The 14,051-nt window shown below is 69.5% G+C and carries 13 protein-coding genes; 3 read left to right on the top strand and 10 right to left on the bottom strand.

Features of this window, described 5'->3' with window-relative positions:
* Positions 1 to 13: 13 nt before the first annotated feature.
* Together QSV35_RS07660 and QSV35_RS07655 are read right to left on the bottom strand one after the other, a co-directional pair.
* Positions 14 to 1,282: an MFS transporter gene (locus QSV35_RS07660; RefSeq protein WP_286288068.1), complete on the bottom strand. Its 1,269-nt coding sequence runs from the start codon at positions 1,280 to 1,282 to the stop codon at positions 14 to 16.
* On the bottom strand, positions 1,279 to 1,794 hold the full coding sequence (locus tag QSV35_RS07655) for a MarR family winged helix-turn-helix transcriptional regulator (RefSeq protein WP_286288067.1): 516 nt from the start codon (positions 1,792 to 1,794) through the stop codon (positions 1,279 to 1,281). The genes QSV35_RS07660 and QSV35_RS07655 overlap by 4 nt, the downstream gene beginning before the upstream one ends.
* A gap of 68 nt (positions 1,795 to 1,862) precedes the next feature.
* Here QSV35_RS07655 and pheA point away from each other — a divergent pair, with 68 nt between their 5' ends.
* A complete protein-coding gene (pheA, locus tag QSV35_RS07650) occupies positions 1,863 to 2,819 on the top strand; it encodes a prephenate dehydratase (protein WP_286288066.1) in 957 nt (318 codons plus the stop codon).
* Between the two features lie 187 nt (positions 2,820 to 3,006).
* Here the strand turns inward: pheA and QSV35_RS07645 are convergent, their stop codons facing one another.
* The 5 genes from QSV35_RS07645 to QSV35_RS07625 form a co-directional block, all read right to left on the bottom strand.
* On the bottom strand, positions 3,007 to 3,603 hold the full coding sequence (locus QSV35_RS07645) for a nitroreductase family protein (RefSeq protein ID WP_286288065.1): 597 nt from the start codon (positions 3,601 to 3,603) through the stop codon (positions 3,007 to 3,009).
* A 141-nt stretch (positions 3,604 to 3,744) separates the two neighbouring features.
* Entirely contained in the window at positions 3,745 to 4,119 is a 375-nt protein-coding gene (locus QSV35_RS07640; protein WP_286288064.1) for a TfoX/Sxy family protein, read from the bottom strand.
* Positions 4,120 to 4,159: 40 nt separating this feature from the next.
* A complete protein-coding gene (locus tag QSV35_RS07635; RefSeq protein WP_286288063.1) occupies positions 4,160 to 5,227 on the bottom strand; it encodes a threonine aldolase family protein in 1,068 nt (355 codons plus the stop codon).
* A 52-nt stretch (positions 5,228 to 5,279) separates the two neighbouring features.
* Positions 5,280 to 6,899 (bottom strand): FAD-dependent oxidoreductase, encoded by a 1,620-nt coding sequence (locus tag QSV35_RS07630; protein ID WP_286288062.1) that lies wholly within the window; start codon positions 6,897 to 6,899, stop codon positions 5,280 to 5,282.
* 168 nt (positions 6,900 to 7,067) lie between these two features.
* Entirely contained in the window at positions 7,068 to 8,480 is a 1,413-nt protein-coding gene (locus tag QSV35_RS07625; protein ID WP_286288061.1) for a DUF6421 family protein, read from the bottom strand.
* 99 nt (positions 8,481 to 8,579) lie between these two features.
* Between QSV35_RS07625 and QSV35_RS07620 the strand changes: the two genes are divergently transcribed.
* Together QSV35_RS07620 and QSV35_RS07615 are read left to right on the top strand one after the other, a co-directional pair.
* A complete protein-coding gene (locus QSV35_RS07620; protein ID WP_286288464.1) occupies positions 8,580 to 9,029 on the top strand; it encodes an Lrp/AsnC family transcriptional regulator in 450 nt (149 codons plus the stop codon).
* A gap of 159 nt (positions 9,030 to 9,188) precedes the next feature.
* The gene (locus tag QSV35_RS07615; protein WP_286288060.1) at positions 9,189 to 10,454 is read left to right on the top strand and encodes an aspartate aminotransferase type Ic; all 1,266 of its coding nucleotides are present in this window, start codon (positions 9,189 to 9,191) and stop codon (positions 10,452 to 10,454) included.
* Between the two features lie 7 nt (positions 10,455 to 10,461).
* Here QSV35_RS07615 and QSV35_RS07610 read toward each other — a convergent pair whose 3' ends face one another.
* The 3 genes from QSV35_RS07610 to QSV35_RS07600 form a co-directional block, all read right to left on the bottom strand.
* Positions 10,462 to 11,478 carry a TIGR03842 family LLM class F420-dependent oxidoreductase gene (locus tag QSV35_RS07610; RefSeq protein WP_286288059.1) on the bottom strand — a complete coding sequence of 339 codons (1,017 nt, stop codon included), beginning with the start codon at positions 11,476 to 11,478 and terminating at the stop codon, positions 10,462 to 10,464.
* Positions 11,479 to 11,548: 70 nt separating this feature from the next.
* A complete protein-coding gene (hydA, locus tag QSV35_RS07605) occupies positions 11,549 to 12,985 on the bottom strand; it encodes a dihydropyrimidinase (RefSeq protein ID WP_286288058.1) in 1,437 nt (478 codons plus the stop codon).
* Between the two features lie 104 nt (positions 12,986 to 13,089).
* Positions 13,090 to 13,938 carry a nitrilase-related carbon-nitrogen hydrolase gene (locus QSV35_RS07600; RefSeq protein WP_286288057.1) on the bottom strand — a complete coding sequence of 283 codons (849 nt, stop codon included), beginning with the start codon at positions 13,936 to 13,938 and terminating at the stop codon, positions 13,090 to 13,092.
* Positions 13,939 to 14,051 lie beyond the last annotated feature (113 nt).

Genomic DNA, 14,051 nt, shown 5'->3' with positions numbered 1-14,051 from the left:
ACGGGCGCGCAGGTCACGCGGAAGACGACTCCGGACGACGGCTGCGCGGAGCCGTCGCGAGCCGCCAGCGCCGGAGCCCCGGGTTCGCAGCGGCGATGGCGCCGGCGCCCGCGACGCACGCGAGGCCGCCCAGGATGCAGCTGATGGCGCCCGAGGTGAGACCCGCGATCGTGCCCGCGCGGAGGTCGCCGATGCTCGGGCCGCCCGCGCCGACGAGATAGTCGAGGGAGGACACGCGGCCGCGGAGCTCGTCGGGCGTCGCGGACTGCACCATCGTGCCGCGGCTGACGACCGTGAAGGTGTCGGCGGCGCCGGCGACGACGAGCGCGGCGAGCGCCAGCGGAAGCGTCGGAGCGGCGCCGAACGCGGCCGTCGCGGCTCCCCACACGGCGCACGAGATCAGCATGATGAGACCCTGCCGCGGGTATGCGGTGAGACGCCCGGAGAACAGGCCCGCGAGCACGCCGCCGAGGCCGATCGCCGGAAGCATGAGCCCCAGGGTCATCGGCGATCCGCCGAAGCGCTCGGCGTTGATGACGGGGAAGAGGGCCGCCGGCAGGGCGAGCACCATCGCGCAGATGTCGACGAGGAACGCGCCGAGGATCACGGGCGTGCGCACGACGAACATGAGGCCGCCGAGGACGCGCGTCCCGCCCTCGGGCTCGCCGGCCGCCGAGGGTCGCGGCGCGTGCCGGGGGAGGCGCGAGATGCCCCACAGTGCGGCGAGGAACGTGACCGAGTCGACGACGAGACAGGCGCCCACGCCGATCGTGGCGACGAGCACCCCGCCGATCGCCGGCCCCGTCATGAGCGCCAGCTGCCCGGCGAGGCGGGTGAGCGCGAGCCCGGCGGACAGCTCGGTTCCGCCGAGCAGCATCGGCGGGACGGTCTGGGCGACCGGGGCCGCGAGCGAGGACAGCGCCGATGTGAGGGCGATCATGACGAAGACGACCGGGATGCTGCGCACCCCCGAGATGACGAGCGCCGCCGTGGCGGCGCTCACCACGAGTTGCGCGGAGCGCGACCACAGCAGGAGCGCCCGCCGGTCGACGGTGTCGGCGAGATGACCGCCGATCAGGCCGCACACGACGAGCGGCACGGCGACGACGAGGCCGACGAGACCGACGACGACGGGCGAGTGCGAGATCTCCCACACGTAGTACAGGAGGGCGAACGACGACATGCTGCCGCCGAACTGCGAGACGGCGGTGCCCGCCCAGAACGCGCGGAAGGGGCGGCTCGTGCGCAGCGGCCGGGTGTCGACGAGGTGCGAGCGGATCATCGCCGGGTCATCGCGGCGTCATCGCGGGGCAGGTGCCGGCGCACCCGCTCGGCGAAGGACTCGCGGTCGAGGGCGGCGTCGATCTCGCGCACGACGGTCGTCAGGGGAGTGCTCAGCTCGGTCTCGAGCTCGGCGACCGCGGCTTCGGTCGCGTACCACTCGTCCCAGAGGAGGGGCGCGATGCGGCGGCCTGCATCGGTGAGCGTGACGACGCGCGAGCGAGCGTCCTCGCCCGGCGCGGACGTCACGAGCGCCGCCTTCTTCATGGCCGCCACCGACTGGCTCATCGCGGAGTGGGTGACGCCGCAGCGCTCCGCGAGCGAGCTGATCGTCGCATCGCCGTCGGCGAGGAACATGACGGCCATGCTGAAGCGCGTGCTGACGCCCTCGATGCCGAGGTCGCGGTAGAGGTCGCCGAGGCTGTCGTCCATGCGGCGGCGCATCGCGGTGAGCGGGCGCCAGACGCTGGGCAGCTGCTCGATGGATGCGGGACGCTTCTCCGTAGATGTCACAGCGCTAATATAACAGTCCTGTTGGAAATCTGCCACGGGCCGGAAGATGCCGCGACTAGTCTTGACGGGTGAACGCAGAGCCCGAGGCATCCCGTCGCGTCTACAGCTATCTCGGCCCCGCGGGCACGTTCACGGAGGCCGCGCTCGCGCAGGTGCACGAGGCGCGGGGTCAGGAATGGCGGCCCGTGCGCAACGTCGGCGAAGCGCTCGCCGACGTCGTCGAGGGCCGCTCGGATGCCGCGATGATCGCGATCGAGAACTCCGTCGACGGCGGTGTCACGACGACGCAGGACGCGCTGGCCACCATGCCGGGCCTGCGGATCGTCGGCGAGTACCTCGTGCCGGTGAACTTCGTCCTCGTCGGGCGCCCCGGCACGCGGCTCGAGGACGTCACCGTCGTCGCGGCGCACCCCGTCGCCTACGGCCAGTCGCTGCAGTGGCTCACGACGAACCTTCCCGGTCACGAGCACGTGCCGGCGGCATCCAACGTGGCATCCGCCCTCGGGCTCGTCGACGGGACGAGCGGAGCGGACGCCGCGGTCGCCGCCCCCGGCGTCGTCGAGCACCACGAGTACGAGGTGCTCGCGGAGGACATCGGCGACAACCCGAACGCGGTCACGCGCTTCGTGCTCGTCAGCCGTGTCACCGAGGCGCCGGCGCCGACCGGCGCCGACAAGACGTCGCTCATCGTCGAGTTGCCCGAGGATCACCCCGGTGCGCTCCTGGAGATGCTGGAGCAGTTCGCGACGCGCGGCATCAACCTGTCTCTGCTGGCGTCGCGCCCCATCGGCGACGAGCTCGGCCGCTACCGGTTCGTGGTGGATGCCGACGGCCACATCCAGGACGAGCGCATGGCCGACGCGCTGCTCGGACTCCGTCGCTTCAGCCCGAAGGTCGTCTTCCTCGGGTCGTATCCGCGCGCCGACCGCGCGATCGTGCGGTACCCGCAGCGGTACTCCGACGAGGTCTTCGTCGAGGCGCGCGACTGGCTGCGCGGCCTCATCGCCGGCGAGCCCGAGGTCTGACCCGGGTACGGGCGCTTACCTGTCACGATCTTCGGCCTGAAACGAGGATCGTGACAGTCGAGCGTGACAGAACGACGCTCAGCTGTCACGTTCGCGGGCTCGCACCCACGATCGTGACAGGGGAAGGCAACTCGGATACCACGAAGGCCGCCACCCCGTGGGGTGACGGCCTTTGCGAAGATGTGTCTCAGGCTGCGCTGCGGAGCACGATCTCGTCGAGCGCGAGGCGTGTGCGCGGGGCGAGCTCGCGCTCGCGGAGCGCCTCCGGCAGCGCGTCGACGTCGCCGGGGACGCCGACGGCGATGACGGAGAGCACCTGAAGGGTCTCGCCGAGGCCGAACGCGGCCTTCACGGCGTCGCGGTCGACGCCGCCCATCTGGTGCGAGTGCAGGCCGAGGTGCTGCGCCTGCACCGACAGGTGCGCGACGGCCTGACCGAGGTCGTAGGCGGCGAACGGACGCTCGCGGCCTTCGGCATCCGCCGTCTCGACGAGGTTGACGATGAGCACCGCGGCGGAGTCGGCCCAGACCTGGTTGAAGCCCATGAGCGCGTCGTGGATGGCGGTGAACTCCGGCGTCCCGCGGTGCGCGACGATGAAGCGCCACGGCTGCGAGTTGTTGGCGGACGGCGCCCAGCGCGCGGCCTCGAGCATGACCTGGACGGTCTCGGGGGCGACGACCGCGTTGCGATCGTAGGCGCGGGGGCTCCACCGCTCGACGAGCGCGCCGATGAGGGGCGCGTCGGTCTGGGCGAAGCGGGGGGCGAGGTCGGATGCGAGAGGCATGGGCCGTCTTTCTCGAGTGACGATGCCGGGACCCCATCGGCCCGATTCGGTTGACGTGTCAATCCAACCGCATGGAACCTATGGATATTCCGGGTGCCCCGTCTCCGGCCCTCATCCGCCTGACGCCCGTGCCGCGCAGCGCTACTCCTTCTTGCGCGGCGCCCGCGGTTTGGGCTGCTTCGCGGGCAGCCGACTGACATCCTCGAGTGCGACGGCGATCCACTCCGACGCGCGCTCCGGCGTCTGCCGCCAGTCACGCGGCAGGGACGTGTAGCCGCCCATCGCATGCTCTGCGGGTCCGAACGGACCTGTGCCCGGAATCGCGCCCAGTTCGGCGAGGCGCGTCTCGTCGAGGACACGCACACCGATGTCGTCGCCGAACAGTCCGGCGAACATGTTGCCGTTCACGAACGCGCCCAGGTTGCCGAACATGGGCTTGACGACGACGTCGGGGCCTTCGGGGATGACGGAGCGGAAGAACTCCTTCACCTCGTCTGACGGTCGGGGAATCTCCATGCGTCAGTTATCCCACGATCCGCGGCCCCGCGGGGATCGATCAGGCGCCGGTGATCTCCGCGATCGCCGCCACGAACGCGTCGATGTCGTCCTCGGTGGTGTCGAAGGAGCACATCCAGCGGACCTCGTTGCGCTTTGCATCCCAGTCGTAGAAGCGGAAGCGCTCGCGCAGCTGGTCGGCGGCGCCGTCGGGCAGTGTCGCGAACAGGCCGTTGGACTGGGTCTTCTGCGTGAACGCGACGCCGCGGATCGAGCCGTCGGCGATGCCCGCCTCGACGCCGGTGCGCAGACGCTGCGCCATCGCGTTCGCGTGGCGGGCGCTGCGCAGCCACAGGTCGTCTTCGAGGAGCGCCACCAGCTGCGCGGACACGAACCGCATCTTCGAGGCGAGCTGCATGTTGAGCTTGCGCAGGTACGTCAGGCCGCTGGATGCCTCGGGGTTCAGCACGACGATCGCCTCGCCGAGAAGGGCGCCGTTCTTGGTGCCGCCGAAGCTCATGACGTCGACGCCGGCGTCGCGCGTGAAGGCGCGCAGCGGGAGGTCCAGAGATGCCGCGGCGTTGGAGATGCGCGCGCCGTCCATGTGCACGCGCATGCCGAGCGCGTGGGCGTGGTCGGTGATCGCACGGAGCTCCTCGACCGAGTACAGCGTGCCGAGCTCGGTGGACTGCGTGATCGAGACGACCAGCGGCTGCGCGCGGTGCTCGTCGCCCCATCCCCACGCCTCGCGGTCGATGAGCTCGGGGGTGAGCTTGCCGTCCTCGGTCGGCACGTGCAGGATCTTGATCCCGCCGACGCGCTCGGGCGCACCGCCCTCGTCGACGTTGATGTGGGCGGTGGATGCCGACACCACGGCGCCCCAGCGGGGGAGCATCGACTGCAGCGCGGTGACGTTCGCGCCCGTGCCGTTGAACACCGGGAACGACTCGACGCCCTCGCCGAGGTGCTCGACGAAGATCTCGTGCAGTCGCGCCGTGTATTCGTCCTCGCCGTACGCGATCTGGTGGCCGTCATTGGCGGCGGCGATGGCGGCGAGGACCTCGGGGTGCACGCCCGAGTAGTTGTCCGAGGCGAAGCCGCGGACGGAGGTGTCGTGGATCGTGGTCACTGAGCCATCCTCTCATTCCGCGGCGCAAGAGCCTTTCCGGGGGAGGCCGCCGCTACCGCCGGAGGGCGAGGTACTGGTGCGCATAGGCGATGGCCATTCCACCCTCGCCCACGGCCGCAGCGACGCGCTTCACCGAGCCGGATCTCACATCGCCGACGGCGAAGATCCCGGGCGCGCTCGTCTCGAGCCCGAACGGACGGCGATCCTGTGTCCACTGAGGTGTGACGGCCGCATCCGATCCGGTCGGGATGAAGTGATGCTCATCGCGGGCGATCTGCTCGGGGAGCCAGTCGGTCGCGGCATCCGCGCCGATCATGACGAACAGGACGGTGTACGGGCGCGTCGTGGTCTCGCCGGTCGAGCGGTCGACGACGTCCACGGCCTCGAGACCGTTCACCCCGTGCACGCCGACGACTTCGCCGCGCGTCTTGACGCGGATGCCGTCGTTCGCCGCGATCTGATCGATGAGGTAGCGGGACATGCTCGCGCCGAGCGACTCTCCGCGTACGAGCAGCGTCACGGATCGGGCGAATCGCGAGAAGAAGATCGCCGCCTGTCCCGCCGAGTTGCCGGCACCGACGATCGCGATGTCGGCTCCCCGCGCGACCGTCGAGTCGCTGCGGGCGGCGCCGTAGAAGATGCCGTTCCCGAGGAACCGGTCGATGTCCGGCACCGGCAGGCGACGCCATTCGACCCCCGTCGAGATGACGACCACGGGTGCGGTGAGCGTCTCGCCCCCGTCGAGCACGATCTGCTCTCGCTCCGGTCGGAGCGCGACGGCGGTGCGTGTGACGACGATCTCGGCGCCGAGGCGTCGCGCCTGCTTCAACGCGCGGCTCGCGAGATCGTCGCCGGAGATGCCGTACGGGAATCCGGTGTAGTTCTCGATGCGGGTCGACGTGCCCGCCTGGCCGCCCGGCGCGAGGCACTCGACGACCAGCGTGTGGAGGCCCTCCGCGGCGGCGTTCACGGCGGCCGTGAGCCCACACGGTCCTGCTCCCAGGATGACGACGTCGTAGCCGCCCGCGGACGGTTCGATCTCGAGTCCGACGAGCTTCGCGATCTCGCGCAGCGGCGGCGCCTCGAACCGCCGCCCGTTCGGCAGCTCGATGACGGGGTAGGTCGCGGCATCCGCTTCTTCGCCCACGGTGATCCGCTCGAACGGAACCTGATTGCGCGTGAGGAAGACGACCGCTTCGTGCGTCTTGGCGTCCGAATGGGGTGCGATCACCCGCGCCTCGGCCGCCGGCTGCTCGGCCGCGACCGTCTGCAGCCAGTCGACGTACTTGCGTGCGAGCGATGCCACGAATGCCGGGACCGAGGGCGCCATCGCCGCGAGCGTGTAGAAGACCGTGACGTCCAGCCGGATGATCCGGGTCGGCTCGGCGGCACGGCCGCTCGCAGGGAACGGTGTGCTCAACGTCATCGGCACTTCGCCGAAGAAGCGTCCGGGCAGACGCTCGCCGATCACGCGCTCCTCGCCGTTGACGACCTTCGTCAGCTCGGCGCGGCCTTCGATCACGACGAAGAACGCCCGGTCGTCGCCCTCGTGCGCGAAGTACTCGCCGGGGGCGAGACGGATGTCTTCGACCGCGGTCGCGAGGTAGTCGATCGCCTCCTGCGGCAGTGGGGCGAAGGCCGGGATGGCGCGCAGCTCGGCCGTCGTGATCATGTGCGGGCACACCCGGTCATGCGCTGAAGATAGCGACGGCGCCGACCGCCGTCAACGGACCTGGGCCTTCAGCCTCCCCGCTTGTGCAGTGCACGCAGAAACGACCGCTCGCCTGTCACGATCTCGGGCTGTGGCCGAAGAACGTGACAGGCGAGCGAAGGGGATGCGTCAGGCGTCGGTGCCGCGGATGCCCGCGGTCGACTCGATGACCGGCTTCATCTTCTTGTCGAGCGCCTCGAAGAACATCGACAGCGGGAACTCGTCATCCATCACCGCGTCGGTGTATCCCTTGGGGGCGCCGGCGAGCGTCTCGAGCGGCAGACCGCGGGCCCAGGCCGAGGCCGGGTTCGGAGTCAGCGTGCCGCGGACGAGGTCGTACGCGGCGAGCCAGTGCGCCGTCTTCGGACGGTCGATCGACTGCCAGTAGAGGTGGTCGATCGCGTCGGCGAGCTCGACGACCGCGGCGGGGACCAGATCCCACTCGAACGCGAGCGACGTGTCGGTCCAGTGCAGCACGCCGCGCTGGTGCAGCCATGCGAACAGCAGCTGCCCGCCGACGCCGTCGTAGTTGCGCACCCGGCTGCCCGTGATCGAGAAGCGGAAGATGCGGTCGAAGATCACCGCGTACTGCACGAGCTTGGCGTGCTGGAGCATCTCCTGCTCGGCGGACCCCTCGATAAGCTCGGGGACCTCCGAAAGTCGCTTCTCGATGGAGACGCACTCGCGGAAGGCCGTGAGGTCGCAGCGCAGCTCCTCGAGCGAGTACAGGAAGTACGGCATCCGCTGCTTGATCATGAACGGGTCGAACGGCAGGTCGCCGCGCATGTGCGTGCGGTCGTGGATGATGTCCCACATCACGAACGTCTTCTCGGTGAGCTGCTGGTCGTCGAGCATCGCGGCGGCGTCGGCGGGCAGATCGAGCTTCGTGATCTCGGCGGCGGCGCGCGTGACGCGGCGGTAGCGGGCGGCCTCGCGGTCCTGGAAGATCGCGCCCCACGTGAACGAGGGGATCTCGCGCATCGCGACCGTCTCCGGGAAGAGGACGGCGGAATTGGTGTCGTAGCCGGGGGTGAAGTCGACGAGACGCAGGGACACGAACAGCTTGTTCGTGTACTCGGTCTCGAGCTGGGCGATGAACTCGGGCCAGATGACCTCGACGATCAGCGCCTCGACGTGACGGTTCGACGAGCCGTTCTGCGTGTACATCGGGAAGACGACGAGGTGACGGATGCCGTCGACGCGGTGCAGCTGCGGCTGGAAGGCGACGAGCGAGTCCAGGAAGTCGGGCTCGGCGAAGCCGCCATCGGCCCAGCGCTCGAAGTCCACCGGCAGCGCGGCGAGGTAGTCGGCGTCGTGCGGGAAGAGCGGGGCGAGCGCGCGGATCGCGGCGACGATCGTGTCGACGAGCTCCCGGGCCTCGGCGTGGTCCGCCTCGATCGGGATGCTGCCGTCCTTGACCTGCAGACCCTGGATGCGGGTCGCCGCATCCTTCAGCGCCAGCCAGGCGGCGGAGTTCTCGACGTCCTCGACGACCTCGGGCTCGCCGATGATCACCTGCTCGTTCGCGTGGGTGAGGGACATGGGGGAAACCTCCGATCGTGGAGTTTGCCGGAATTTTTCCGGTGTATCGACATGGATAGCGATAATCTTACATCCATGACGGATCCTGCGCCTACCCCCATGGCTCTCGACGACACCGATCGCGCGCTGCTCGCGGCGATCTCCGTCGATGCGCGCGCGACGCTCTCCGAGCTGTCGGAGACGGTGGGGCTGTCGGTGTCCGCGGTGCAGGCACGGCTGCGCCGGCTCGAGGCCCGGTCGGTCGTCACGGGGTACCACGCGGTCGTCGATCCGGAGCTCGTCGGCAAGCCCCTGTCGGCGTTCGTCGAGATCACGCCTCTCGACCCGGCACAGCCCGACAACTCCCCGGAGCTCCTTGAACACCTCGACGAGATCGAGGCATGCCATTCGATCGCGGGGGATGCCAGCTACATGCTGTTCGTGCGCGTCGCGTCGCCGCGCGAGCTGGAGCGCCTCATCCGCGACATCCGCCTCGCCGCGAACGTGCGCACGCGCACGACGATCGTCCTGCAGACGTTCTACGAGAGCCGCCCGATCGTCCCGGCCTGACCCCGATGGCCGCGGGTTGCTGCGTTTCGTCTCGTCGCTGGCGCTCCTCGCTCAACGACCGATCTGGGGGGGGGCATCGTCTCCCGCGGGTCGTTGAGCGAGCGAAGCGAGACGAAACGCAGTGAGATAGGACTACGGCGTTGCGTAGAGTCGGTATCCGTGACGAATCCCGCTCCGGACACCGCCCTCGACCTCGACGCGTGCCGCGCCGCCTACGCCGACCTGAAGGCGCTGGGCCTTCACCTCGATCTCACGCGCGGCAAGCCATCGGCAGAGCAGCTCGACCTCTCGGACGGGATGCTGAGCCTGCCCGGCTCGGGCGTCGTGAAGGACGCGCACGGGACCGATGTCCGCAACTACGGCGGACTCGAGGGGCTCCCCGCCATCCGGGAGATCTTCGCCGAGCTCCTGGGCGTCCCGGCGGCGCAGCTGCTCGCGCAAGGCAACGCGAGCCTCACGCTCATGTACGACACGCTCGCCTACGCGATGCTCTTCGGCGTCCCCGGTTCGCCGCGGCCCTGGTCGCGCGAGGAGACCGTGAAGTTCATCTGCCCCGTGCCGGGCTACGACCGGCACTTCGCCGTGACGCGGGAGCTCGGGATCGAGATGATCACGGTCCCGATGACCCCGGACGGGCCGGATGTCGAGGCCATCGCACGCCTCGTGGCCGACGACCCGCAGATCAAGGGCGTGTGGGTCGTGCCGACCTACGCGAACCCGGACGGCTCCACCGTGACCACCGAGGTCGCGCACCGGCTCGTGTCGATGCCGACGGCCGCACCGGACTTCCGCATCATGTGGGACAACGCGTACGCGCTGCACCACCTCACCGACGAGCAGACGCCGTCCGCGGACGCCATCGGCCTCGCCGCCGAGGCGGGGAACCCGGACCGCGTCATCATGTACGCCTCGACGTCGAAGATCACGTTCGCCGGCGCCGGCGTCTCCTTCCTCGGCTCGTCGCCCGCGAACATCGCCTGGTACACGAAGCACCTCGGGATCCAGTCGATCGGCCCCGACAAGATCAACCAGCTGCGCCACATCCTGTTCTTCGGCGACGCCGACGGCGTCCGCGCGCACATGCGGCGGCACCGCGACATCCTCGCGCCGAAGTTCGCCGCCGTCGAGGACGTGCTGTCCGCGCGTCTCGGCGGGCTCGGGATCGCCTCCTGGACGACGCCGAAGGGCGGGTACTTCGTGTCGCTCGACGTCGTGCCGGGCGCCGCGGCGCGCGTCGTGGAGCTCGCGAAGGAGGCCGGCGTCGCGCTGACGCCGGCGGGCGCGACGTACCCCCATGGCGATCCTCTCGACCGGAACATCCGCCTCGCTCCGAGCATGCCGCCGCTCGAGGAGGTCCGCAGCGCCATGGATGCCGTCGCCACCTGCGTGCTCCTGGCTGCAGCCGAGGCGGCCGCCGCGGTCTAGCCTGCCGTCACCGCTTGGCGGTGACGTGCGCGGAGAGCGCGGGGATGACGGTCTCGCCGTAGACCCGCATCGTCTCCTCCTTGCTGTCGTGCTGGAGGTAGCCGGCGAACTGTGTGACGCCGAGGTCGCGCAGCTGCTCGAGCTTGGCGATGTGGTGCTGGGCGGATCCGAGGATGCAGAACCGGTCGACGATCTCGTCGGGCACGAAGTCGACGTGGTCGTTGTCGGCGCTGCCGTGCGTGTTGTAGTCGTAGCCGGTGCGGCCCTCGATGTACGCCGTGAGCTCATCGGGGACAGCACCGTGGTGGCCGTACTTCGCGACGATATCGGCGACGTGGTTGCCCACCATCCCGCCGAACCACCGGCACTGGTCGCGCATGTGCTCCCAGTCGTCGCCGATGTACATGGGGGCCGCGACGCAGAAGGAGAGCGACTCGGGGTCGCGGCCCGCGGCGGCCGCGGCATCCTTCACCGTCTTGATCATCCACGCGGCGATGTCGACGTCCGCGAGCTGCAGGATGTAGCCGTCGCCGACCTCCCCGGCGAGCTTGAGCGCCAGGGGCCCGTAGGCGGCGACCCAGACCTCGAGCTCGGACCCGTGGCTCCACGGGAACTGGAGCGTCGCGCCGTTGTACTCGACGGCACGGGAGTTGCCGAGCTCGCGGATGACGTGGATCGACTCGCGGAGCTCCGCCATCGTCGTCGGCTTGCCGTTCGTGACGCGCACGGCAGAATCGCCGCGGCCGATGCCGCACACCGTCCGGTTGCCGTACATCTCGTTGAGGGTCGCGAAGACGGATGCCGTGACGGTCCAGTCGCGTGTCGCCGGATTCGTCACGAACGGGCCGACGGTGACGCGCTTCGTCTCGGCGAGGATCGCCGAGTGGATGACGTACGGCTCCTCCCAGAGGAGGTGCGAGTCGAACGTCCACACGTGGCTGAACCCGTGCGCCTCGGCGAGCTTCGCGAGCTGCACCGTGCGAGCCGCGGGCGGATTGGTCTGCAGGACGACGCCGAAGTCCATCGTTGCTCCTTTCTCGGTCCCCGAGCCTGTCGAGGGGTCGCGACGCTTCGACAGGCTCAGCGACCGGCGATCACACCAGGTACTGGCTCAGGCCGCGCTTGATGAAGCGGCCGTCGCCCTTCGCGCCGAGGTAGGCGCCGTCATCCACGATCACCTTGCCGCGGGAGAGCACGGTGTCGACGTGGCCGTCGATCTCGAAGCCCTCCCACGCGGAGTGATCCATGTTCATGTGGTGGGTCTTGCCCAGGCCGATCGAGGTGTGGCCGTTCGGGTCGTACACGACGATGTCCCCATCGGCCCCGGGCTGGATGACGCCCTTCCGCCCGTACATCCCGAACATGCGGGCCGGGGTCGTGGAGGTCAGCTCCACCCAGCGCTCGAGGCTGATCCGCCCCGTCACGACGCCCTGGTACATGAGGTCCATGCGGTGCTCGATGGACCCGATCCCGTTGGGGATGGCGCGGAAGTCTCCGCGCCCGAGCTCCTTCTGGTCCTTCATGCAGAACGGGCAGTGGTCGGTCGAGACCATCTGCAGGTCGTTCGTGCGCAGCGCCTGCCACATGTGGTCCTGGTGGCCCTCGGCGCGCGAGCGCAGCGGCGTCGAGCACACCCACTTCGCACCCTCGAACGCACCCCACTCGTCGCTCGAGGCGCCGAGCTGCTCCTCGAGTGAGAGATAGAGGTACTGCGGGCACGTCTCGCCGTACACGTTCTGCCCGCGGTCGCGCGCGGCCGCGAGCTGCTCGACGGCCTGCTTGGCGCTCACATGGACGACGTAGAGCGGCGCCCCCGTCAGGTTCGCGATCATGATCGCGCGATGGGTCGCCTCCTCCTCCATCTGCCAGGCGCGGGCGATGCCGTGGAAGTAGGGATCGGTCTTGCCCTCCTCGACGAGCTGCGCCGCGAGCACGTCGATGACGGGCCCGTTCTCCGCGTGCATCATGGTCAGCATCCCGGTGTCGCGCGAGACCTGCATCGCTTTCAGCACCTGCGCGTCGTCGGAATAGAAGACGCCCGGATACGCCATGAAGAGCTTGAAGCTCGTGATGCCCTCATCGACGAGGCCCGGCATCGCGGCGAGCGCATCCGCGTCGACACCGCCGATGATCTGGTGGAAGCCGTAGTCGATCGCGCAGTTGCCCGCGGCCTTCTCGTGCCAGGCGGCGAGGCCGTCCTGCACACGCTCGCCGTAGCGCTGCACGGCGAAGTCGACGATCGAGGTGGTGCCGCCCCACGCGGCCGCGCGCGTCCCGGTCTCGAACGTGTCGGACGCCTCCGTGCCGCCGAACGGCAGCTGCATGTGGGTGTGCGCGTCGATGCCGCCCGGGATCACGTACTTCCCGGTCGCGTCGATGACCGTGTCGACGGATGCCGCGAGGTCTGTGCCGAGCAGGTGCGAGCCCGGCGCGAGCACCGCGGCGATCGTCTCCCCGTCGATGAGGACGTCGGCCTCGGTGCGACCGGTGGCCGAGACGACGGTCCCGCCGGTGATGAGTGTGGTTGCCATTCGTGTCTCCTCTTCTCCCCGGTCGTCGAGCGAGCGAAGCGAGTCGAACCGCTGCGACGTTTCGTCTCGTCGCTGCGCTCCTCGCTCAACGACCGGCCATGCTCTCAGGGCGCGACGATGTCGCCGTAGGAGTCGGGCCGGCGGTCACGGTAGAACTGCCAGTCGTCGCGCATCTCCTGCACCATGTCGAGGTCCAGGTCGCGCACCAGCAGCTCCTCGTTTTCGCTCGAGCCGCGGTCGCCGACGAAGTTGCCGCGCGGGTCGATCACCTGGCTCGTGCCGTAGAAGTCGACGGCGAGCTCGCCGTACTCGTTGTCCTCTCGCCCGACGCGGTTGGGCTGCAGGACGAAGTACCCGTTCGCGACGGCGGCGCACGGACCCTCGACCTCCCACAGGCGGTTCGACAGTCCGGGCTTGGTCGCGTTGGGGTTGAAGACCATGTGGGCGTCGTGGAGCCCCAGCTCCCGCCATCCCTCGGGGAAGTGCCGGTCGTAGCAGATGTACATCCCGACCCGGCCGACGGCGGTGTCGAACACCGGATAGCCGAGGTTGCCCGGACGGAAGTAGAACTTCTCCCAGAACCGGTCGAGGTGAGGGAGGTGGTGCTTGCGGTACTTCCCGAGCACGGTGCCGTCGGCATCCACCAGCACCGAGGTGTTGTAGTAGACGCCGGTCTGGGCCTCCTCGTAGATCGGCAGGACCATGACGGTGCCGAGCTCCTTCGCGACCGCGGCGAACCGCTGCACGATCGGGCCGTCCGAGGGCTCCGCGAACCGGTAGTACTTCTTGTCCTGCGTGATCCCGAAGTAGGGACCGTAGAAGAGCTCCTGGAAGCACACGACCTGCGCGCCCTGGGCGGCGGCATCCCGCGCGAACCCCTCGTGCTTGTCGAGCATCGACTCCTTGTCGCCCGTCCAGGTGGTCTGACTGATCGCCGCGCGCACCGTCGTCATCGTGTCTCCCTCGTTTTCGCCCGTCTCCGCACCGTAGAGCCTTCCCGGGCGTCCGGCAAGGGATACATCTGGAGACGGATGCGGGCCGCATGCGCCCTCGCGTAGCGTCGAAG

The sequence above is a fragment of the Microbacterium candidum genome (assembly GCF_030315975.1).
Classification (GTDB): domain Bacteria; phylum Actinomycetota; class Actinomycetes; order Actinomycetales; family Microbacteriaceae; genus Microbacterium; species Microbacterium candidum.
This window is presented reverse-complemented; position numbering and strand designations above follow the sequence as displayed.